Genomic DNA, 19,019 nt, shown 5'->3' with positions numbered 1-19,019 from the left:
TCGCCTTATCCATGTTCGCGCTCTCCAGCCAGAATCCGTCGCTGTCCAAAGTCGACCATTACGCCGAACTCGTCGCGCAAGCCCGTTCATTGCTCGCCGACGAGCCCGATCGGATCGCCAACGCGGCGAATTTTTCGTCGCTGGTCTTTCATTCGCTGCCCGATCTGAACTGGGCCGGCTTCTATTTCCACGACGGCCGCGAACTGGTGGTCGGTCCGTTTCAGGGCAAGCCCGCGTGCGTGCGCATCGCGCTGGGCCGCGGCGTGTGCGGCACCGCCGCGCAGAGCCGCACAACCCAGCTGGTGCGCGACGTGCACGCGTTCCCGGGGCACATCGCGTGCGATGCCGCATCGCAATCGGAAGTCGTGGTGCCGCTGATCGCAGCCGACGGCTCGCTCGTGGGCGTGTGGGACGTCGACAGTCCAGTGATGAACCGTTTCGACGAAGACGACGCGCGCGGCATGGAAGCGCTGTGCGCCGCGTTCATGGAAATCGCGTGGCCGCGCACATGAACGCGCGTGAGAGCGTCTGAGGCAAAGCTACAGCAGCAGGTCCTCGTAGAAAGCGCCGAACGGGCGCTCCCGATGCGCGATCTGGATTTCAAGAATCCACAGCCCTTCGGCCGGACGCGGATCGTAGTCGCCGAGCTTGCCCGCTTTGTGAACCGCGTGCGGAAAATCGCTGACGCGATGTCCCTTGATGTCTACGTTCAACCGCCAGCCCGCCGCTTGGGCGCGCGCCGCCGCGTAGTCGTATAGCGCCTTGCCGCCAGCGCCGGTCGTGCGCCAGTGATGCTCGACTTCGTCGAACACGGTCTTGCAGGCCTGCGCACAGGCGTGCATACCGGCATCGTCGCCGACCACGAACGTGGCGCCCGCATCGCCTTCGTGGCCGTCCCACACGACGCCCAGATCGATGAAGAAAATATCGTTCCCGGCGAGCACCGGGTCGCTCGTCGAGGGCTCCTTGAATGTTCTCAGCGTGTTCTCGCCGAAGCGGATCTTCACCGGATGCCAGATCCGGTCCATGCCGATACCCGCGAGCACGTCCCGGCCGAGTGCGTTCGCTTCGGACTCGCGCATACCCGGACGAATCCGCGCGGCGATCTCATCCACCGCTTTCCACGTCATCGTCTTTGCGTACCGCATCGCGTCCATCGAAAAACGCTCGCCCACCGCTTCCTGTGTTGCTCCGCTCACGTCACGTCCTCCAGTCTCCAGTGAATAGGGGCGATGTTACCGCGCATGCGCCGGATGCGCCGCCGTCGGCGCAACAGGCGACAGCGCACGCAATACCCCTACTCCCCCCGCACCCTTGCCCGCGCGATTTTTGCTGTCCGTAGAATGGCTCAACCCGTGTGTCCGCCCATGCGCGACACACGCGGCCATTCCTTTTTGACGGAGAGCACCATGATATCGAGTCGTGACGAAGTGACCCGGATGATCGTCGCCGCCAAGGTGGCGAAGGGCCTGAAGTGGGCCGACGTCGCCGCCAGGATCGGCCAGAGCAAGGAATGGACGACGGCCGCGTGCCTCGGCCAGATGACCTTCAGCAAGAGCGAGGCCGAAACGGCGGGCGAAATTTTCGGGCTGTCCGACGAGGCCGTCGCGTGGCTGCAGATCGTGCCGTACAAAGGCTCGCTGCCGACCGCCGTGCCGACCGATCCGCTGATCTACCGCTGGTACGAGATCGTCAACGTGTACGGCACGACGATCAAGGAGCTGACCCACGAGGAATTCGGCGACGGCATCATGAGCGCGATCGACTTCTCGATGGACATCCAGCGCGAAGCCGATCCGAAAGGTGACCGCGTCAAGGTCGTACTGTCCGGCAAATTCCTGCCGTACAAGCGTTACTGACGCGCCACCGACGCACGCATCAGCCGCCGTAGACGTCGAAGTCGAAATACTTGTCCGCGATGCGCTTGTAGGTGCCGTCCTTGATCATCGCGGCAATCGCGGCGTCGAGCTTTTCTTTCAGATCCGTGTCTTCCTTGCGCAGTCCAATGCCAGTGCCAGGTCCGAAGATCGCGCTGTCTTCGAGCGTCGGACCGGCGAACGCGTACGGCGCGCCACGCGACGTCTCCAGAAAGCCGCGCTCGGCCTGCACCGCGTTCTGCAGCGATGCGTCGAGCCGTCCGGCGAGCAGGTCCGCGTACACCTGGTCCTGATCCGCGTACGACACGATGTTCACGCCCTTCGCGCCCCAGTGGGTCTTCGCATAGGTTTCCTGCATCGAACCCTGCTCGACGCCGACCGATTTGCCGGCGAGCGAATCCGCGGTCGGCTCGATGTTCGAGCCTTTCTTCGCGACGAGACGCGTCGGCACATGGAACAGCTTCGACGAGAACGCGATCTGCTTGACGCGCGCGGGCGTCATCGACATCGTCGACAGCACGCCGTCGAACTTGCGGGCCTTCAGACCGGGGATCATCCCGTCGAACGCGTTCTCGACCCACACGCACTTCGCATTCAGGCGCCGGCACAGCTCATTGCCGACGTCGATGTCGAAACCGACCAGCTTGCCGTCCGCGGCCTTCGATTCGAACGGCGGATAGCTCGCGTCGACGCCGAAACGGATCGTCGACCAATCCTTCGCGTTTGCAGTGCTGGCAGTGCCCGCCGCGACCAGCAGCACCCCGAGCAATGCCCCCAGCAACCCCTTCCATGTCGTTTTCGTTTTCATCTCGTGCGCTTCCCGACTCTCCGTGACACCGTTGAAATCGCGCGCTAACTGCGCGCGCATGCAACGCGCATTATCGACGATCAGAAAACCCGGGCACGCCGGGTGCGAGGACGGATGCAAGAAATCGCCTAGAACGGACCGCGGCTCTTTAATTGCTGGTACTGCTGCTTGAGGGCGTCGATCCGCTCGCGGTACGCGCTGGCGAGGCAACTACGCGACGCACCGCAGCGGGCGCGCCGTTGCAGCCAGTCGTGCTGCGCTTCCTGCATGTCGCCGCGCGTGCCCATCGCGACGAGCCCGGTCAGCATCTCGTAGCGCACCGCCATCTCGACGTCCTGCTCGCTCAGCACGCGCGACGCGCAGATCGCGCGCTCGTCCGGCTGCTTCGCCTGCGCGCAGTCGAAGCTCGCGGCCCATGCCGCACCGCCCGGCAGCGTACACAGCACGGCCGCGCACAGCGCAGCGGCAACGAAACGACCACGGCTTGGGAATGAACGCATAGGGACTCCAATGAAAATGCGTGCCGATGAGACCAAACGCCCCGCAGCGAGTTCGCCGTTCGCCGACGTGGAACACGGATTGCTACATCGCGTTGAAGTTCAGGAAACAAAATGGCAACGATACTGCTCGTCGAAGACGACCTCAATCTGCTGCAGGCGATGGAAACGCTGTTGAGAGGCGAGGGTTACCGCGTGCGGACCGCCGCCGACGGGACGCTCGCGATGCGCTCCGCGCGTAGCGAGCGCCCCGACGTCGTCGTGTCCGACTGGATGATGCCGGGCATGGACGGCGTCGCCCTCGTGAAAGCGTTGCAATCCGTACCGCAGTTTGCCGACATTCCCGTCGTGATGACGTCCGCGATCGCGTCGCCGCCTGGCGTCACGGTCCACGGCTTTTTGCGCAAACCGTTTCCGGTCGCGAAGCTGCTCGACATGGTCCGCCGCGCGCTCACGGGATAACGCCTCGCGTCGAATTTGCCCCGGTTCGCAAGGCGCGATTCGCCTCCACTCGTCCTCACGCCCCGTTTCCGCGTTTCCCGCGTCTCCCACGATACCTGGGGCAACTCCCGACTCTGCCTCCCTGCCGCACGCAGCCAGCCTCCTCATGACCTCGCGCCCATAGGGGGCATATCTGACACCGCTTTGTCATCTCCACGACACACGCCCCGACGACGATCGTAAGTTCCCGCGCCCTCACCGAGAGACAAGTCCATGCCGGAACTTTCGTATCCCCAGTCGAGTGCCTCGAGCGGTCGCCGTAGCATCGGCCTGCTGATCTTCCTGGTTGTGATCGCCATCGGTGCGATCTACTGCGCGACGCATCTGATTGACGATCTCGCGCCGGTACGGCAATCGTCGGTGCTGCCCTATCTGCTGCTCGCCATCGCGCTGCTGATCGCGCTCGGCTTCGAATTCGTGAACGGCTTCCACGACACCGCGAACGCGGTCGCCACGGTGATCTACACGCATTCGCTGACGCCGAATCTCGCGGTCGTCTGGTCCGGCGGGTGGAATTTTCTCGGCGTGCTGACGTCGACCGGCGCGGTCGCGTTCGGCATCCTGCAACTGCTGCCCGTCGAGCTGATCCTGCAGGTCGGCAGCGGCGCGGGCTTCTCGATGGTGTTCGCGCTGCTGATCGCCGCGATCATCTGGAATCTCGGCACCTGGTACTTCGGCCTGCCGTCGTCGAGCTCGCACACGCTGATCGGCTCGATCATCGGCGTCGGCCTGATGAACCAGATGCTGCATGGCGCGTCCGGCACGAGCGGCGTGGACTGGGGCCAGGCGCTCGGCGTCGGCAAGTCGCTGCTGTTCTCGCCGGTCGTCGGCTTCCTGCTCTCGGCGCTGCTGCTGGTGGTGATGAAGGCCCTCATACGCGTGCCCGCGCTGTACGCGGAGCCGACCGGCAACAAGCCGCCGCCGTTCTGGATCCGCTGCCTGCTGATCCTCACCTGCACGGGCGTGTCGTTCGCGCACGGTTCGAACGACGGCCAGAAGGGCATGGGCCTGATCATGCTGATCCTGATCGGCACGGTGCCTACCGCGTACGCGCTGAACAAGGCCGTAACGCCCGCCGAATCGCAGACCTTCGTCGCCGTCGCGCAGCAGGCTGCGGGCGCACTCGGTCACTACACGAACGGCGCACCGGCGTCGACGGATCCGCGCCGCGACGTCGAAACCTTCGTCCAGACGCGCCAGCTGACGCCGGCCACGCTGCCCGCATTGCAGCAGCTGACGGCACAGATCGGCCAGCAGGTTGGCGCATCGGGCTCGATGGCGAACGTACCGCAGGCCAGCGTCGACAACGTGCGCAACAACATGTACGTCGCGTCAGAAGCGATTCGCCTGATCGACAAGGCGAAGCAGCCGGCGTTCTCGACGGCAGACCAGGCCGCGATCGACAACTTCAAGAAGCAGACCGACCACGCGACCAAGTTCATTCCGACGTGGGTGAAGGTGGCCGTCGCGATCGCGCTCGGCCTCGGCACGATGGTCGGCTGGAAGCGGATCGTCGTGACGGTCGGCGAGAAGATCGGCAAGCAGCATCTGACCTACGGCCAGGGCGCATCGGCCGAACTGGTCGCGATGGTGACCATCGGCGCAGCGGACATGTACGGCCTGCCGGTATCGACGACGCACGTGCTGTCGTCGGGTGTGGCGGGCACGATGGCCGCGAACGGTTCGGGCCTGCAATGGAATACGGTGCGCAGCCTGGTGCTCGCGTGGGTGCTGACACTGCCGGTGTCGATCGCACTCGCGGGCGGGCTGTACTGGGTGTTCCGTCAGGTGTTCTGACTTCCGGTGTGCGACCGGCAGAGGATTGCCGGTTGAAGAGATTTCAGCGCAATTGAAGGTGCTTCGGCTTCAGCGATCAGGCAGCGCGGTTCGACCGCGCTGCTTTTTTTCCGCCATGTCTTGCGCGATGCTTCGCACCGACCCGCGGCGAGGCTGCGGGCCGGCGTGGAACATCATTTGTAGATATCGGGAACGATCATGTTCGCCGGCACCGGCTGGCGGATGTATTCCTCGTGATGCACGCGCTCCGGCAGCGATACCTGCGAGTGCTCGACCTCGTGATACGGCACCTGGCTCAGCAGATGGTGAATGCAGTTCAGCCGCGCGCGCTTCTTGTCGACGGCCTGCACGACCCACCACGGCGCTTCCGGGATATGCGAGCGCTGCAGCATCACTTCCTTCGCGTGCGTGTACGCTTCCCAGCGACGCCGGCTTTCGAGGTCCATCGGGCTCAGCTTCCACTGTTTAAGCGGATCGTGAATGCGCGCCTGGAAGCGAATTTCCTGCTCTTCGTCGGTGATCGAAAACCAGTACTTCAGAATCTGCACGCCGCTGCGCACGAGCATCTTTTCGAACTCGGGCACCGAGCGGAAAAACTCTTCGTATTCGTCGTCGTTGCAAAAGCCCATCACGCGCTCGACGCCCGCGCGGTTGTACCAGCTACGGTCGAACAGCACCATCTCGCCGCCGGCCGGCAGATGCGTCGCATAACGCTGGAAATACCACTGTGTACGCTCGCGATTGCTCGGCGCAGGCAGTGCGACGACCCGGCACACGCGCGGATTGAGCCGCTGCGTGATGCGCTTGATCGCCCCGCCCTTGCCCGCCGCATCGCGTCCTTCGAAGATCACGACCATCCGGTGCCCGGTATGGACGATCCAGTCCTGCAGCTTGACGAGTTCGCCCTGCAACCGGAACAGTTCGCGGAAATAGTGTTTGCGTGCCTCACGAGCCTCGGGTGTGAGCCCGGCCGACCCGTCGAGCAGCCGGTCGTCGACTTCCATCTCGAGTTCTTCGTCATACGCATCGACGAGATCTTCCTCGAAGCGGCGACGCCGCTCGTCCAGCAGTGCATCGGGTCTCGGATCCTGCTCGTTCATCGCGATTCTCCTCGGCGACGGATAGGGAAATGCGCCGTGTCCGGCGCGGCGTCAACCCACGATTATCTTAACGGGTAGTGTCAGGCGTGTTACCGCTTCTGATTCGGGGCTCGGTCCGGGGGTTGGTCCCGTATGCGGCCGCGTTCTGCGAAGGCGACACACGCAGGCTCATCGTCACGTCGTCCACCGAGCGCCCGCGCAGACGGAACCGGTCCACGGAACGGCCCGTCTCGACGAAACCGAACGACCGGTACAACGCAATCGCCACGTCGTTCTCGTTGAACACGTGCAGATCGATCCATTCGATCCCGTTGTCCACGACGAAATCGACCGCGTGACGCATCATCGCCCGGCCGTACCCCTGCCGGCAAAAGGCGCGCTCGCAGCCGATGCCGAGCGTCGCGCGGTGCATCTCCGACGGGATGACGGAGCCCACGAGATCGAGGTGCGCGATCGCGCGGCCGTCGGCATCGTCGATCGTCCACGCGCGCCCCCATCCCGGCGATTTCACCGGCAACGCGAAACGCTTTTCGTAGCGGCTGCGTCCTTCGGGCGACGATGCGCTGGGCGACGTCTCGTACGGGGAGAACAACGGCGTGCCTTCCCGCCCAGATTCCAGGAAAATCCGCTCGAGGTGCTCGGCCCAACGATCGACATGCTGCGCGGTGACTTCGGTGATGAGCGGCATCGGGAGAACGGGATGGTGGGATGTGCGCACCATTCTACGTGCCCCGCCTGCCGCGGCGTGATCTGGGCGCTTCGCGCGTAAGGCAACGCCTTGAATCACTCGGTCAGATAGCGGTATGCGTCGACTTTGCTGGCTTTGCACGTTTCGACGAGCGAGGCCACGATCCAAAGGGGCAACGATGATCCACGAGGAGGGCAGAACCGCTCGCCCTCCTCGGGTCCTCGCGTCCTCACGGACGAACGCGGATGATCGTCTTCCCCTTGATCCGCCCGGTCGGGTTGAAGGCGGCGACGGCATCGTCGAGGGTCGCGACGGTGCCGATGTTCGTCCGCAGTCGCCCGTCTCGCACCCGCTGGACGATCTCACCCAGCTGGGCGCGATCGGACTCGACAACGAAGTCGACCACGAGGCCATCGACAGGCCGCGCCCCGGTCGGCCCGGCGATAGTCACCAGCGTTCCTCCGGCTCGAATCAGGCCCGCAGACCGCTTCACGATGTCGCCGCCGAAGACATCGAAAACCAGATCGACGCCGCCGACGTCTTCCAGGGTGTCGTTCTCGAGGTCGACGAACTCCTGCACGCCGAAGTCGAGCGCGGTCTGACGGTTGGCAGCGCGTCCGGTACCGATGACGTAGGCGCCGTACTCACGCGCAAGCTGGGTGACCATCGACCCGACTACGCCGGCCGCACCGTGCACAAGGACGCTCTGCCCCGCCCGAAGGCGACCATGCCCGAACAGTCCCTGCCACGCAGTCAGGCCCGGCATCGGCAGGCTCGCGCCCACCGTGAAGTCGACGTCGCCCGGCAGCGGCGCGAGGTTGCGCGCCTCGACGGCCGTGTACTCGGCCAGTGTGCCGTCGCGAGTCCAGTCCGTGAGACCGAACACCCGCTGGCCCACTGACAGCCCCGTCGTGCCATAGCCGAGGGCGGTAACCACTCCGGCCAGCTCGTGCCCTGGAATCGACGGTGTCCGGTCACGGTTGAGGCGATCGGTCCAGGTCGGGGGCCACGTCAGCTCATCCCCGGTGAACCCCGACGCGTGAACCTGAACGACGACGTCGTTTATCGCTGCCTGCGGCTCGGGTCGCTCCGTCAGCTTCATCCCGGCCGTTCCCGCAGCCTGCTCCGTCACAATGATTGCCTTCATCGCCCAACTCCTTGTGTGGGGTATATCGTCATCTGCCGAATTCTTTTGCACACGAGCGAATAGAGTTCAGATCGAGCCAGCCGGCGTAACGGCCGGAAAGTCCTGCACGGGATCGAACACGTTATTGAAAAAGTTCGTCAGCGAGTACATGGCCACCAGCGCGACGATCTCCATGGCGTTCGCGTCCGTGTGGCCGGCATCGCGGACCGCTTTCAGATCGGCGTCACTGACCTTTCCGCGCGTCTCGATGACTCTACGCGCAAACTGGACGGCGGCGTCCCGCTTCGGGTCGGTGGCATGGCCCTTCCGGGCGAGAATGATTTCATCGGCGGGCAACTTTGCCATATGCTCGGCTGTCATGCTGTGAACCGTCAGGCAGTAGTTGCAGCCATTCACTTCGGAGACCGCGAGCCCGATGCTGTCACGCGTCTTCACGTCGAGCGCCTTGCTCAAGGACCCGAGCAGGGTGGCCCAGGCGTTGAACGCGATCGGGCTCTGGGCAAAGGCCGCCATCATATTGGGTGTGAACCCGATGTTCCTGGTGAATGCGTCGAGAGTCGGTTTCGAATCGGCCGGCACCTGCTCCGGCTTTAGCGCTGCAGTTCTTGCCATCACATTCTCCGTCAGTTGCAGGTTCTAATAAAAGTTAAACGAGGTCCAGCACATCGGTCACCGGACGGCGCGGTTTCTGCGCCCAGTTTCCCGGACGCTCCGCCCCTATGGACAACAGCATGACCGGTACTTCGTTCTTGCTCAGCGCGAACTCGCGGTGCACCGCTTCGGCATCGAACCCGATCATCGGCGTCGAACCCAGGCCCAGCGAGCGGGCGGCATAGATCATCGCCGCCGCGCCGAAGGTGCCGGTGCGTACTGCCTCGTCCCGCTGGCGCTGCGGGTACTCCATGTATAGATCGCGTGCGGGGATTTCCCATTCCGGCACCATCGTTGCCGGCATGACGCCCGCTTCCACCAGCGGAGCCAGGCGTTCTGGTATTACGCTGGCATCGGCCAGTTGACCGCAGACGATGAAGGTAACGGCCGCATCGGTGATCGCGGGCTGATTCCAGGCAATCGGCTTCAGCCGGGCCTTGGCTTCACGCGTGCGCACAGCGATGAAGCGCCAGTTCTGCAAGTGGAAGGATGTCGGCGCAGTCGTACCGATTCTTACCAGCTCGCGAATCTGGTCGTCGCTCAAGGTGGCGGCAGGGTCGTAATACTTGGCGGCGCTGCGGCTCACGATACATTCGATGACGGCATTGCTCCTGGTGGTTCCGTTGCTCATGGTCATTCCTGTGGGTGAAGGGATAGGTTGAGGTACAAGCGTGCTTTCGCGCTCCAGGATGGTCTTTACCTGACTGGCGTGGTCAGTTCTTTGTCGTTGCTGTCAACGACGAATACCGCCAACAGCTTTGCAGGTTGGGTTTTGCTCGCGTTCCGGCTGACGGGATGACTTGCGCCGGGTGGTTCGGACCAGCTCTCGCCAGCGCGGTACACGTGCACGTCACCATCGTTGACCTTTGATTCGACTGCGCCCGATACCACGTACGCGTAAATGAAGGCGGACTTCGCGTGCACATGAGGTAACGACGCAGCGCCTGGCGGATACTCGACTTCTACAGCGACGAGTGATTTGCCCGGCAGATTGGGAATCGTTTGTTCAAAGTTCGGCTTCACAATGTCGCCGGGCCCATGCGCTGCGGCGCTAGCGCTGGCGAAGATTGCAGCTGTCGCGCAAAATCCAGTCAGAATCGGACGAATGATCATGGTCGGGTTTCTCCATTTGACCTTCGCATCTTGGACCATCGATGGTACGAAAAGAAGAACCAAGATCCCCCTGTTTTGTGTGTACCAAGAATATGGATTCAAACCTGCAGATTCACCTCGACCGGACAGCGAAGCTGCCCCTGTCAGAACAGATACGCACGAGTATCACCAGGGCAATCGAGTCAGGCCTGCTCGCACCTGGCACCCGATTGCCCTCATGGCAGGACCTGGCTGCGCACCTTGGTGTGGCGCGCGGTACAGTTCAAGCGGCGTATGAGCGGCTATCCGACTCTCAGATGATCGAAACATTCGGAGCAAGGGGCACCCGCGTGGCGCCGCGGCCCCGCGCGGCGGCAGCTCAACCAGAAGCGCCGCAGCCCGGAACATTCATGAGAACCTATCAGGAGATGATGGCTGGGCCAGCGATCTTTCAGCTCGGCATTCCTGCGTTGGAGGGCCTACCGGAAAAGCTTTTCGCGCGCGCACGCTCTTCCAATCTATTGAAGACGGGATCTTTCTCGTCGCTGGTCTATCCCGATCCTAGAGGGGAGTTCGAGCTGCGCAGAGAGATTGCGGGCTATCTCTCCATCGCTAGAAACCTCCACTGCTTCCCGGAGCAGGTGTTTATCACTTCGGGATACAGCTCCGGCTTAGGCCTTGCCCTGCGAGTGTTAGGTCTGGAAGGTAAGAAGGTCTGGATGGAAGAGCCCGGTTTCCTTCTTACCCGGAAGGGGTTGGAGCTCGCTCGTTTGAGTATCGTGCCTGTACCGGTGGACGCCGAAGGCCTCAACGTAGGCTACGGAATCGAGAACGCTGCAGACGCCGCGTTAGCCGTCGTGACGCCTGGGCAACAAGCTCCCCTGGGCTCGACCCTGTCTTTGAGGCGACGGCTTCAGCTGCTTGAATGGGCGGTCTCGAGCGACGCCTGGATCATCGAAGATGACTACCTCAGCGAGCTACAACTGGAAGGCAGAGCAGCACCCGCCCTGGCGTCCCTGGACAAGGGCAAACGGGTTATCCACATAGGTTCTTTCAGCAAGACTGTTAGCCCGGGGTTGCGACTTGGATTTGTTGTGGCGCCCGCCGAACTGGCTACCGCGTTCTCCGAGGTAGCCGCAACGCTTGCGCCCGCACCCTCACCGGTAATTCAACTCGCCACGGCTCAATTTATGCGTGACGGCCACTACATCCGGCGCGTACGTCGGCTCAAGCGTCTATATTCTGCCCAGCGTGACGCGCTATGCGAGCAGTTACGAATGCGCGACGCAGAGTGGGTTAAGGCCGGCCTGGCAGTACTTCTCAGACTCCCCGACGGCGCGCCCGACGTGCAGATCGTTCGGGAAGCGATGACCTTTGGCCTGGCACCATCGCCTTTGTCGATGTGGTTCGCGACTCCATCCTGGGCGTTGCCCGGCCTTTTGCTCGGGGTTGCCACAGTGCCTGAACCGTACCTCGCTACATCGTGCCTTCGACTGTTCGAGATCATCGACCGATATTGCCAGCCTGGTGTTAGAGGCATCACGTAAGGGCGTCGTTCATCGACCGCTTACTCTTGATTCCACGCGACTACTCGCCGCCGCGCGCAGCTGACGCACCTCGTCTTCCAGTTCGGCGATGCGCCGGTCCCGCTCGTCCAGCGCCGCGGCGACGTCCGCCGCTTCGAAACGACGGGGAATGTGCTGCGGACAATTCGCGTCCCACGCCGTCACCGTGAAAACGATAGCCCGCTCTCCGCGCGCCTTGTAGCCCGCCGGCATCAACGATGCGACGAGTGCATCGTCGTCTTCCACCGCGCGCGCTTCGCCCCAGATCTTGACGCGTCGGCGCTGCGCATAGTCGATCAGAAACAGATGGGCCTTCGGGTTGTCGGCGAGATTACCCAGCGTGATGTACTGCCGGTTGCCGGCGAAATCGGCAAAGGCAATCGTCCTGTCGTCGAGGACCCGCAGGAAGCCCGCGGGTCCGCCACGGTGCTGGATGTACGGCTGCCCGTCGTCGCTCGCGGTCGCGAGGAACACGCTGGTCTGCCGCGCGATAAATGCCGCGAGGTCCGGCGTGATACGCGTCTCCCAGCCGTGGGCCTGCTCCAGCCGCGCGTAGCCGTCGCGCGAACCGAGACGCTGTTGCATCGACTTGACGGTCGGCGAGAACGCTACGTCACTGGGAAATATCAGGGTGTCTGTCATCACTGTTCTCCTCGCGGAGTATCGCCACGTCGGCCACGTCGGCCACGTCGGCCACGTCGGCGTGGCAGCCTTCACGCGTTCAGGCAGCGTGCCGCGTGTGCAGCACCGGAAAATCGATGTCGGTCCGCGCGACCAGGTTGAGATAGTTCGTCCATGTGTTCAACGCGACGTGCTGCACGATTTCGACGATCTGCGCATCGTCGTAGCCGGCCGCACGAACCGCATCGAGATCGGCGTCGGCCACACGGCCGCGCTGCTGCGCGACGGCGAGCGCAAAGCGCACTGCCGCTTCCGCTTTGGGGTCGCTCGAATGACCATCGCGACTCGCAGCGATCTCCGTGTCGTCCATCTTCGCAAGATGCTTCGCGAGATACGCGTGAGCGGACAGGCAGTAGTCACAGCCGTTAAATTCCGCGATCGCCACGGCAACCCGCTGGCGCGTCTGCAACGACAGCGTGCCCTTGCCGAGCGCGCCGGATAGACCCATGTGACCTTCGAGCGCGGCCGGGCTCGCGCCGATCAGGCGAAACAGATTGGGCACGGTGCCCAGTTGCCGCTCGACAGCCTCGAGCAACGGGCGGGACGCGGCGGGTGCATCGGCGATCGTGGCAGGTGCGGGAATGCGGGGCATGGCGGTTTCCTTTGAAAAGACCAGTCGGGATGAAGCTCGTTTGCGACAGCCCCAACCATACGCACTTCCATTTTCAAAGAGAATCCAGCACCATCGAGAATCATCCTTCCACGCAACGAGAGAATGCTATGGATCGACTCGAGTCGATGTCCGTGCTGATTGCCGTCGTCGAAGCGGGTAGTTTGTCGGCGGCCGCGCGGCGTCTGGGCATGCCGCTCGCGACGGTCAGCCGCAAGATCGGCGAACTCGAAGCACATCTGAAGACGCGTCTGCTTCATCGCACGACACGTCAGCTCGCGCTGACCGAAACCGGGCAATCGTATGTCGCCGCGTGCCGACGCATTCTCGAAGAGGTCGGCGAAGCGGAGCGCGCGGCGACGGGCGAATACGCGTCGCCGAAGGGCGATCTCGTGGTCACGGCGCCAGTCGTGTTCGGCCGTCTGCACGTCGTGCCGGTTATCGCGGAGTTTCTCGCGGCATACCCGGAAATCGACATCCGGCTCGTGCTGGCGGACCGCTTCATGCATCTGATGGAAGAGCACGTCGACGTCGCGATCCGCATCGGCACGCTGCCCGACAGCACGCTGGTCGCGACCGGTATCGGCACGATCCGCCGGGTGGTGTGCGCGAGTCCCGCGTATCTGACCGGGCATCGCGCACCGGCGAAGCCAGCCGACCTGACCGCGCATCGGTGCATCACGTTCGAGGGCATCGAGTCCGCGCGCGAGTGGGGGTTCGGGTCGGGTAAATCGGCGCTCACGGTGTCGATTCATTCGCGGCTCGTCGTCAATACCGCGGACGCGGCCATCGCGGCTGCGCTGCTCGGTGTCGGGCTGACGCGCGTGCTGTCGTATCAGGTCGCGGACGCCGTGCGCGACAAGAGCCTGCGCGTCGTGCTCGACCGCTTCGAACCGGCACCGTTGCCGATCCACCTCGTGCATCGCGGACAGGCGCCGTTGCCGCTGAAACTGCGCGCGTTTCTGGACTTCGTGACGCCGCGGCTGCGGCTTCGGATGGATGGCGAGGAAGGGGGACGGAGACGTCGGGGGTGAGGTTGGTGCTTTTGCAGTCGAAGCCGGAACCGCCCCGTCACCCCTCCCCCAACCGCGTCTTCAAAAACTCAATAAACAACCGCGCCCTCGCCGGGAGCAACCGCGTTTCGGTAATCGCGTGCACCTGGATCGGCGCGAGACGCCAGTCAGGCAGCACACGAACGAGCCGGCCCAACGCGACGTCGTCACGCGCGAGCACGTTGTCCAGCACCGCGATGCCCACACCTTGCAGCGCCAGCGCGCGGCTCAACGCGACGCTATTCATCGCGAAGCGCGTCGTGATCGTGACGTCGACCGTCTCGCCGCCGCGATAGAACGTCCTTGCGGCATCGGCTGGCCGCGCCGTGCCCTGCACACTGCAGACCACGTGCCGGTCGAGATCGTTCGGATGCGTGAGCGGCGCGGCGCGCTTCAGATACGCCGGCGACGCGTACAGATACCGCGGCAGCGCCGCCACCGGCCGCGCGATGAGCATCGATGGCGCAGTGGGCGCCGGCCCCATGCGGATCGCGAGATCGAACGGCTCTGCCTGCAGATCGATGCGGCGCGGCGTCAGATCGAACTCGAATGCGATCAGCGGATACGCCACCGCGAACTCCGCGATGATCGGCGCGAGATAACCGGTGGCGAGATCCGCCGGCATCGATACCCGCAGCGTGCCGGTCGGACGCTCGGCCACTTCGAGCAGCGACTCGTGCGCGATCCGCGCCTCCTCGACGATGCTCTGGCAGCGCTTGAAATACACCTCGCCCGCTTCGGTCAGCTCGACCTTGCGCGTCGAGCGATGCAGCAGCCGCAGGCCGATCGTTTTCTCCAGCGTCGCGATGTGCCGCGACAGCGTCGAGTTCGGCATGTCCAGCGCGTCCGCCGCCCGCCGAAAACTCCGGGTGCGCGCGACCTCCACGAACAGACGCATGTAGTTCAGCAGTTCCACGTCGATTGCTCCACTGATGGATCAGTGTATTCAATTGTAGATCTTTATCCCGTCAGTGAATCAGTTCATCGTGTCGATACCCCTTAACGATTCAAGGAATCGACATGAACCCTCTCTACGAAACCGTGCGTATCGGTCGCCATACGCTCCGCAACCGCCTCGTGATGGCACCGATGACGCGCTCGCGCGCCGACGACACGACCGGCGTCCCTTCCGCGCTCGCCGCGCAGTACTACGCACAGCGTGCGAACGCCGGGCTGATCGTCACCGAAGGCGTGTTCCCGTCGCCGATGGGCAAAGGCTACGTGCGCACGCCGGGCATCCACTCGGCGGCGCAGATCGACGGATGGAAGCGGATCGCCGACGCGGTCCACGCGCAGGGCGGCCTGATCTTCCTGCAGCTGATGCATACCGGACGCATCTCGCACCCGAGCATGCTGCCGGACGGCGCCACGCCCGTCGCACCGTCGGCGATCGCCGCCGACGGTCAGGTGTTCACCGCGACAGGACCGCAGGACTTCGTCGTGCCGCGCGCGCTCGCAACGGCTGAGATCGCCGGCATCGTCGACGACTATCGTCGCGCGACGCGTCACGCGCTGGAGGCGGGCTTCGACGGCGTCGAGCTGCATGCGGCCTCCGGCTATCTGCCGGAACAGTTCCTGTCGTCGGGGACCAACCAGCGTACCGATTCGTACGGCGGCTCGCTGGAGAACCGCTCGCGCTTCATCATGGAAGTGCTGGCCGCGATGATCGACGAAGCGGGCAGCGATCGCATCGGCATCAAGATCGCGCCGGAAATGGGCTTCAATAGCGTGATCGACGCGGCGCCTCAAGAGACCTTCCAGTACCTCGTGCAGCGGCTCGGTGCACTGAAGCTCGCGTATCTGCATCTCGCGCGGACCCGCAGCGCGTTCGACTACCGCGCGCTGCTGCGGCCGCTGTTCGATGGCCCGCTGCTGCACGGCGGCGGACTCGACCACGACAGCGGCGCGGCATTGGTCGCGGAGCGCAAGGCCGACGCCGCCGTCTTCGGCAGCGCGTACCTCGCGAATCCGGATCTGCCGCAACGCTTCGCTGCGGGTGCACCGCTCAATGCGCCGCAACGCGACACGTTTTATTCCGACGGCCCGAAGGGCTACATCGACTACCCGGTCATGGAGCAGGCGCGATGAAGTAACGGTCTGAGCGTTCCTTACTACAGCAAAGAAATGGCAGGCACGAAGCGGACGGTCGCAACGATCGTCCGCTATGATTTCGCGACACCTGCCGGACTGCCGCACCATCACCAGGGACGCTGCCATGACAATTCAACGAAGCGGTCACCGATATCGCGATGTAGCCACGGGTAAGACGCTCGACGTCTGGTTTCCGGCATTGGGTAAACCGAAAAGGCGTAGTTGCCTCGCCGAGAAGGTCGGCATGATCGCGGGCGACGTGGTGGACGTGACGATCGAATCGCTCGATAGCCCGCCCGTGTCCACCGAAGACGCTTACCTGCGACTGCACCTGCTGTCCGAGCGTACGGTCAAACCCAACGAGATCAACCTCGATGGTCTCTTCGGCCTGTTGCCCAACATCGCATGGACTTCCGCGGGACCCGTGTTGCCGGCCAGCGTCGACGATCTGCGAGAGCGGGTGGCGTACGAGTATCACCACCTCACTGTGCCATCGGTGGACCGGTTCCCGCGCATGACGGATTACGTCGTGCCCGAGGGCGTGCGAATCGCCGACGCGGACCGCGTGCGACTCGGTGCCCACCTCGCGGCTGGCACGACCGTGATGCATGAAGGCTTCGTGAATTTCAACGCAGGCACGCTCGGCGAATCGATGGTCGAAGGCCGCGTGACGCCGGGTGTAACCGTCGGCAAGAATTCCGACGTCGGCGCGGGTTCGTCGATCATGGGCACGCTGTCGGGCGGCGGGAAGCAGCGAAACGCGATCGGCGAGCGCAGCCTGCTCGGCGCGAACGCGGGAATAGGAATTTCGCTCGGCGACGAATGCATCGTCGAGGCCGGTCTCTACGTAACGGCAGGGACCAAAGTGAAGCTGCCCGACGGTACCATCGTCGCGGCGAGGCAGTTGTCCGGGCAGTCGGGCCTGCTGTTTCGCCGGAACAGCCAGACCGGCGCGGTGGAAGTGCTTTACACCGACTCGTCGCGCTGGGGTGGGCTGAATGCGAGCCTGCATGGGAACGACTGAGCGCCTCGGCGTGATGAACCAACCGGACAAAAAACCATGAACGACAAACGAGACATCGCACCGGAAGCCACGGCCGCGCGGGTCGCGTTATGGCGTGCGCTGCACGTCGAGGTCGACGCCGCGCCGCACGTGCTGGAAGACAGGATCGGCCTCGAGCTGCTGGCGCCGAACGAAGACTGGCGCGCACGCGGCGATATGGATCCGCAGTTCACGCGTCCTTTCCGGGCGTCGATCGTCGCCCGCGCGCGCTTCATCGAGGATCTGGTCGTCGAGCAGGCCGGCCACGGGCTGAATCAATACGTGATCCTCGGTGCGGGTCTCGACAGCTTCGCGCAGCGGCGGCCGGAGATCGCATCGCATCTGAAGATCTTCGAAGTCGATCAGCCGGCGCCTCAAACCTGGAAGCGTCAGCGCCTGGTCGAACTCGGCTTCGGCGTGCCGGACTGGCTACGTTTCGTGCCGGTCGATTTCGAAGCGGGAGAAGCGTGGCGCGACAAACTCGTGACCGCCGGCTTCGACAGCAGCAAGCCGGCCATCGTCGTGTCGACGGGCGTCAGCATGTATCTGACGAACGAGGCAAACGCAGCCGCGCTGCGTGAGGTATCGTCTCTTGCGTCAGGATCGATACTCGCGATGACGTTCCTGCTGCCGCTGGAACTGGCGGACCCGGAAGTACGCCCCGGGCTCGAGATGGCGGAAAAAGGCGCGCGAGCGAGCGGGACGCCGTTCCTGAGTTTCTTCACGCCGCCGGACATTCTCGCGCTGGCTCGCGAAGCGGGCTTTGCGGAAGTGCGGCATGTGTCGGCGGCCGATCTGACGCAGCGCTACTTTGCGGGCCGGTCCGACGGGTTGCGGCCGCCGGGTAACGCGGAAGAGTTGCTGGTGGCGAAGACATAACCGCGTGCCTGCATACGCGAGCGATAGAGAACAGGCGCATCGTCAGCTAATCGGCTGGGCTCGTCAGACTCGTTTCGATCCATGCGAGCGCCACCGACACGCGAGCGAGATGCCGAAGGTCGGGATGCGTCAAGGTCCAGACCTCACGCTCGAATGCCGGACCGTTTTCCATCGGCAGACGCACGATGCCGGGCATGCGATCGGCCACGATGCAAGGAAGAAGAGAACGGCCGAGCCCTGCCTGAACGGCCTGCAAAAGCGCCTCGGCGTCGTTGACCGCAACCGTCGACAACCCGCCGTCGCGTTCGGCGATATCGGCAATCCACTTTGCCTGCGGCAGATGACTCATGCGCTCGTCGTAAGTCAGCCACGGCAACGCGCGCGGATCGTCGAGGTCGCTAGCTGGTGCGTATGCGGCGTAGGCGATCGTGCCGATCTTTCGCGCAAGGATCCGTTCGCCCGTGTCGTCACCGGGTCTGGCGAGTCGCACGGCGATGTCGGCATCGCGACGCGGCAAACTTAGATCGCGAGGGTCCGCAACAAGCTCGATCCTGAGCGCCGCATGCCGTGCAATTAGTGGCGGCAGCGCAGGAACCAGGATGCGGTTGACGAGAATCGGGACCGTGGTGATTCGCACTGAACCGCTGACCGTTGCATCGACCTCTCTCACTGCCACATCCAGATTGCAGACTTCCGCTTCAATTGCTTCGGCACGGCGGATGACGGTTTCGCCGGCGTCCGTCGCGCGCATGTGCCCCTGCGGATCGCGTTCGAACAGCTTCGTGCCAAGCACCGATTCGACCGCGCGAATCCGTCGACCCACGGTCGTCGGGTCGACACTCAGACGCCGCGCCACCGCAGCGGGAGACCCATCGCGGGCAAGAGCGAGGACGTATTGGAGATCGTTCCAGTCGAGTGCGTGCATTTTTGCAGACCGTGTC

At 63.9% G+C, this 19,019-nt stretch carries 22 protein-coding genes; 9 read left to right on the top strand and 13 right to left on the bottom strand.

The window, feature by feature from the left end:
* Nucleotides 1-11: 11 nt before the first annotated feature.
* Nucleotides 12-512, top strand: a complete 501-nt coding sequence (locus ACREXZ_RS23510; RefSeq protein WP_431766513.1) for a GAF domain-containing protein — start codon at nt 12-14, stop codon at nt 510-512.
* A 27-nt stretch (nt 513-539) separates the two neighbouring features.
* Here the strand turns inward: ACREXZ_RS23510 and ACREXZ_RS23505 are convergent, their stop codons facing one another.
* Entirely contained in the window at nt 540-1,157 is a 618-nt protein-coding gene (locus ACREXZ_RS23505) for a M24 family metallopeptidase (protein ID WP_431766609.1), read from the bottom strand.
* Between the two features lie 252 nt (nt 1,158-1,409).
* Between ACREXZ_RS23505 and cynS the strand changes: the two genes are divergently transcribed.
* Nucleotides 1,410-1,859, top strand: coding sequence for a cyanase (gene cynS, locus ACREXZ_RS23500; RefSeq protein WP_431766512.1), 450 nt, complete (start codon nt 1,410-1,412; stop codon nt 1,857-1,859).
* Nucleotides 1,860-1,878: 19 nt separating this feature from the next.
* On the opposite strand, the gene ACREXZ_RS23495 is transcribed toward cynS, so the two are convergent.
* Nucleotides 1,879-2,685, bottom strand: coding sequence for an ABC transporter substrate-binding protein (locus ACREXZ_RS23495; protein WP_431766511.1), 807 nt, complete (start codon nt 2,683-2,685; stop codon nt 1,879-1,881).
* A gap of 128 nt (nt 2,686-2,813) precedes the next feature.
* Nucleotides 2,814-3,185, bottom strand: a complete 372-nt coding sequence (locus ACREXZ_RS23490; RefSeq protein ID WP_431766510.1) for a lysozyme inhibitor LprI family protein — start codon at nt 3,183-3,185, stop codon at nt 2,814-2,816.
* A gap of 111 nt (nt 3,186-3,296) precedes the next feature.
* Here ACREXZ_RS23490 and ACREXZ_RS23485 point away from each other — a divergent pair, with 111 nt between their 5' ends.
* Both ACREXZ_RS23485 and ACREXZ_RS23480 read left to right on the top strand, forming a co-directional pair.
* Nucleotides 3,297-3,644, top strand: coding sequence for a response regulator (locus tag ACREXZ_RS23485; RefSeq protein WP_431766509.1), 348 nt, complete (start codon nt 3,297-3,299; stop codon nt 3,642-3,644).
* Between the two features lie 252 nt (nt 3,645-3,896).
* Nucleotides 3,897-5,480, top strand: coding sequence for an inorganic phosphate transporter (locus ACREXZ_RS23480; protein ID WP_431766508.1), 1,584 nt, complete (start codon nt 3,897-3,899; stop codon nt 5,478-5,480).
* A gap of 173 nt (nt 5,481-5,653) precedes the next feature.
* On the opposite strand, the gene ppk2 is transcribed toward ACREXZ_RS23480, so the two are convergent.
* The 6 genes from ppk2 to ACREXZ_RS23450 form a co-directional block, all read right to left on the bottom strand.
* Nucleotides 5,654-6,580, bottom strand: coding sequence for a polyphosphate kinase 2 (gene ppk2 / locus ACREXZ_RS23475; protein WP_431766507.1), 927 nt, complete (start codon nt 6,578-6,580; stop codon nt 5,654-5,656).
* Nucleotides 6,581-6,647: 67 nt separating this feature from the next.
* Nucleotides 6,648-7,409 (bottom strand): GNAT family N-acetyltransferase, encoded by a 762-nt coding sequence (locus ACREXZ_RS23470; protein ID WP_431766506.1) that lies wholly within the window; start codon nt 7,407-7,409, stop codon nt 6,648-6,650.
* A gap of 88 nt (nt 7,410-7,497) precedes the next feature.
* Nucleotides 7,498-8,415: an NADP-dependent oxidoreductase gene (locus ACREXZ_RS23465; RefSeq protein WP_431766505.1), complete on the bottom strand. Its 918-nt coding sequence runs from the start codon at nt 8,413-8,415 to the stop codon at nt 7,498-7,500.
* A gap of 66 nt (nt 8,416-8,481) precedes the next feature.
* Nucleotides 8,482-9,027, bottom strand: a complete 546-nt coding sequence (locus ACREXZ_RS23460) for a carboxymuconolactone decarboxylase family protein (RefSeq protein ID WP_431766504.1) — start codon at nt 9,025-9,027, stop codon at nt 8,482-8,484.
* Nucleotides 9,028-9,061: 34 nt separating this feature from the next.
* Nucleotides 9,062-9,697, bottom strand: coding sequence for a nitroreductase family protein (locus tag ACREXZ_RS23455; protein ID WP_431766503.1), 636 nt, complete (start codon nt 9,695-9,697; stop codon nt 9,062-9,064).
* Nucleotides 9,698-9,762: 65 nt separating this feature from the next.
* Nucleotides 9,763-10,179: a cupin domain-containing protein gene (locus ACREXZ_RS23450; protein WP_431766502.1), complete on the bottom strand. Its 417-nt coding sequence runs from the start codon at nt 10,177-10,179 to the stop codon at nt 9,763-9,765.
* Nucleotides 10,180-10,271: 92 nt separating this feature from the next.
* Here ACREXZ_RS23450 and ACREXZ_RS23445 point away from each other — a divergent pair, with 92 nt between their 5' ends.
* Complete coding sequence (locus tag ACREXZ_RS23445) at nt 10,272-11,705, top strand: PLP-dependent aminotransferase family protein (protein ID WP_431766501.1); 1,434 nt, start codon at nt 10,272-10,274, stop codon at nt 11,703-11,705.
* Between the two features lie 9 nt (nt 11,706-11,714).
* Here the strand turns inward: ACREXZ_RS23445 and ACREXZ_RS23440 are convergent, their stop codons facing one another.
* Entirely contained in the window at nt 11,715-12,365 is a 651-nt protein-coding gene (locus tag ACREXZ_RS23440) for a pyridoxamine 5'-phosphate oxidase family protein (RefSeq protein WP_431766500.1), read from the bottom strand.
* Between the two features lie 79 nt (nt 12,366-12,444).
* Entirely contained in the window at nt 12,445-12,996 is a 552-nt protein-coding gene (locus ACREXZ_RS23435; protein ID WP_431766499.1) for a carboxymuconolactone decarboxylase family protein, read from the bottom strand.
* A gap of 128 nt (nt 12,997-13,124) precedes the next feature.
* On the opposite strand from ACREXZ_RS23435, the gene ACREXZ_RS23430 reads away from it, so the two are divergent.
* A complete protein-coding gene (locus ACREXZ_RS23430; RefSeq protein ID WP_431766498.1) occupies nt 13,125-14,048 on the top strand; it encodes a LysR family transcriptional regulator in 924 nt (307 codons plus the stop codon).
* Between the two features lie 37 nt (nt 14,049-14,085).
* Here ACREXZ_RS23430 and ACREXZ_RS23425 read toward each other — a convergent pair whose 3' ends face one another.
* Nucleotides 14,086-14,982 (bottom strand): LysR family transcriptional regulator, encoded by an 897-nt coding sequence (locus tag ACREXZ_RS23425; protein WP_431766497.1) that lies wholly within the window; start codon nt 14,980-14,982, stop codon nt 14,086-14,088.
* Nucleotides 14,983-15,086: 104 nt separating this feature from the next.
* Between ACREXZ_RS23425 and ACREXZ_RS23420 the strand changes: the two genes are divergently transcribed.
* From ACREXZ_RS23420 to ACREXZ_RS23410, 3 genes are all read left to right on the top strand, one after another.
* On the top strand, nt 15,087-16,154 hold the full coding sequence (locus ACREXZ_RS23420) for an alkene reductase (RefSeq protein WP_431766496.1): 1,068 nt from the start codon (nt 15,087-15,089) through the stop codon (nt 16,152-16,154).
* 127 nt (nt 16,155-16,281) lie between these two features.
* Nucleotides 16,282-17,181, top strand: a complete 900-nt coding sequence (locus ACREXZ_RS23415; RefSeq protein ID WP_431766495.1) for a DapH/DapD/GlmU-related protein — start codon at nt 16,282-16,284, stop codon at nt 17,179-17,181.
* 36 nt (nt 17,182-17,217) lie between these two features.
* Nucleotides 17,218-18,078 carry a class I SAM-dependent methyltransferase gene (locus ACREXZ_RS23410; RefSeq protein WP_431766494.1) on the top strand — a complete coding sequence of 287 codons (861 nt, stop codon included), beginning with the start codon at nt 17,218-17,220 and terminating at the stop codon, nt 18,076-18,078.
* A 46-nt stretch (nt 18,079-18,124) separates the two neighbouring features.
* Here ACREXZ_RS23410 and ACREXZ_RS23405 read toward each other — a convergent pair whose 3' ends face one another.
* Nucleotides 18,125-19,003: a LysR family transcriptional regulator gene (locus ACREXZ_RS23405; protein ID WP_431766493.1), complete on the bottom strand. Its 879-nt coding sequence runs from the start codon at nt 19,001-19,003 to the stop codon at nt 18,125-18,127.
* Nucleotides 19,004-19,019 lie beyond the last annotated feature (16 nt).

The sequence above is a fragment of the Paraburkholderia sp. genome (genome assembly GCF_050742655.1).
Lineage (GTDB): Bacteria > Pseudomonadota > Gammaproteobacteria > Burkholderiales > Burkholderiaceae > Paraburkholderia.
Note: the sequence above shows the minus strand (reverse complement) of the source record. Positions and strands in the feature narration are given on the sequence as shown.

Excerpts from the sequence above, each read along its gene's own strand:
- ACREXZ_RS23510 (WP_431766513.1), top strand. The coding sequence starts at position 12 with ATGTTCGCGCTCTCCAGCCAGAATCCGTCGCTGTCCAAAGTCGACCAT.
- ACREXZ_RS23505 (WP_431766609.1), bottom strand. The coding sequence starts at position 1,157 with ATGGACGCGATGCGGTACGCAAAGACGATGACGTGGAAAGCGGTGGAT.
- cynS (WP_431766512.1), top strand. The coding sequence starts at position 1,410 with ATGATATCGAGTCGTGACGAAGTGACCCGGATGATCGTCGCCGCCAAG.
- ACREXZ_RS23495 (WP_431766511.1), bottom strand. The coding sequence starts at position 2,685 with ATGAAAACGAAAACGACATGGAAGGGGTTGCTGGGGGCATTGCTCGGG.
- ACREXZ_RS23490 (WP_431766510.1), bottom strand. The coding sequence starts at position 3,185 with ATGCGTTCATTCCCAAGCCGTGGTCGTTTCGTTGCCGCTGCGCTGTGC.
- ACREXZ_RS23485 (WP_431766509.1), top strand. The coding sequence starts at position 3,297 with ATGGCAACGATACTGCTCGTCGAAGACGACCTCAATCTGCTGCAGGCG.
- ACREXZ_RS23480 (WP_431766508.1), top strand. The coding sequence starts at position 3,897 with ATGCCGGAACTTTCGTATCCCCAGTCGAGTGCCTCGAGCGGTCGCCGT.
- ppk2 (WP_431766507.1), bottom strand. The coding sequence starts at position 6,580 with ATGAACGAGCAGGATCCGAGACCCGATGCACTGCTGGACGAGCGGCGT.
- ACREXZ_RS23465 (WP_431766505.1), bottom strand. The coding sequence starts at position 8,415 with ATGAAGGCAATCATTGTGACGGAGCAGGCTGCGGGAACGGCCGGGATG.
- ACREXZ_RS23460 (WP_431766504.1), bottom strand. The coding sequence starts at position 9,027 with ATGGCAAGAACTGCAGCGCTAAAGCCGGAGCAGGTGCCGGCCGATTCG.
- ACREXZ_RS23455 (WP_431766503.1), bottom strand. The coding sequence starts at position 9,697 with ATGAGCAACGGAACCACCAGGAGCAATGCCGTCATCGAATGTATCGTG.
- ACREXZ_RS23450 (WP_431766502.1), bottom strand. The coding sequence starts at position 10,179 with ATGATCATTCGTCCGATTCTGACTGGATTTTGCGCGACAGCTGCAATC.
- ACREXZ_RS23445 (WP_431766501.1), top strand. The coding sequence starts at position 10,272 with ATGGATTCAAACCTGCAGATTCACCTCGACCGGACAGCGAAGCTGCCC.
- ACREXZ_RS23440 (WP_431766500.1), bottom strand. The coding sequence starts at position 12,365 with ATGACAGACACCCTGATATTTCCCAGTGACGTAGCGTTCTCGCCGACC.
- ACREXZ_RS23435 (WP_431766499.1), bottom strand. The coding sequence starts at position 12,996 with ATGCCCCGCATTCCCGCACCTGCCACGATCGCCGATGCACCCGCCGCG.
- ACREXZ_RS23430 (WP_431766498.1), top strand. The coding sequence starts at position 13,125 with ATGGATCGACTCGAGTCGATGTCCGTGCTGATTGCCGTCGTCGAAGCG.
- ACREXZ_RS23420 (WP_431766496.1), top strand. The coding sequence starts at position 15,087 with ATGAACCCTCTCTACGAAACCGTGCGTATCGGTCGCCATACGCTCCGC.
- ACREXZ_RS23415 (WP_431766495.1), top strand. The coding sequence starts at position 16,282 with ATGACAATTCAACGAAGCGGTCACCGATATCGCGATGTAGCCACGGGT.
- ACREXZ_RS23410 (WP_431766494.1), top strand. The coding sequence starts at position 17,218 with ATGAACGACAAACGAGACATCGCACCGGAAGCCACGGCCGCGCGGGTC.
- ACREXZ_RS23405 (WP_431766493.1), bottom strand. The coding sequence starts at position 19,003 with ATGCACGCACTCGACTGGAACGATCTCCAATACGTCCTCGCTCTTGCC.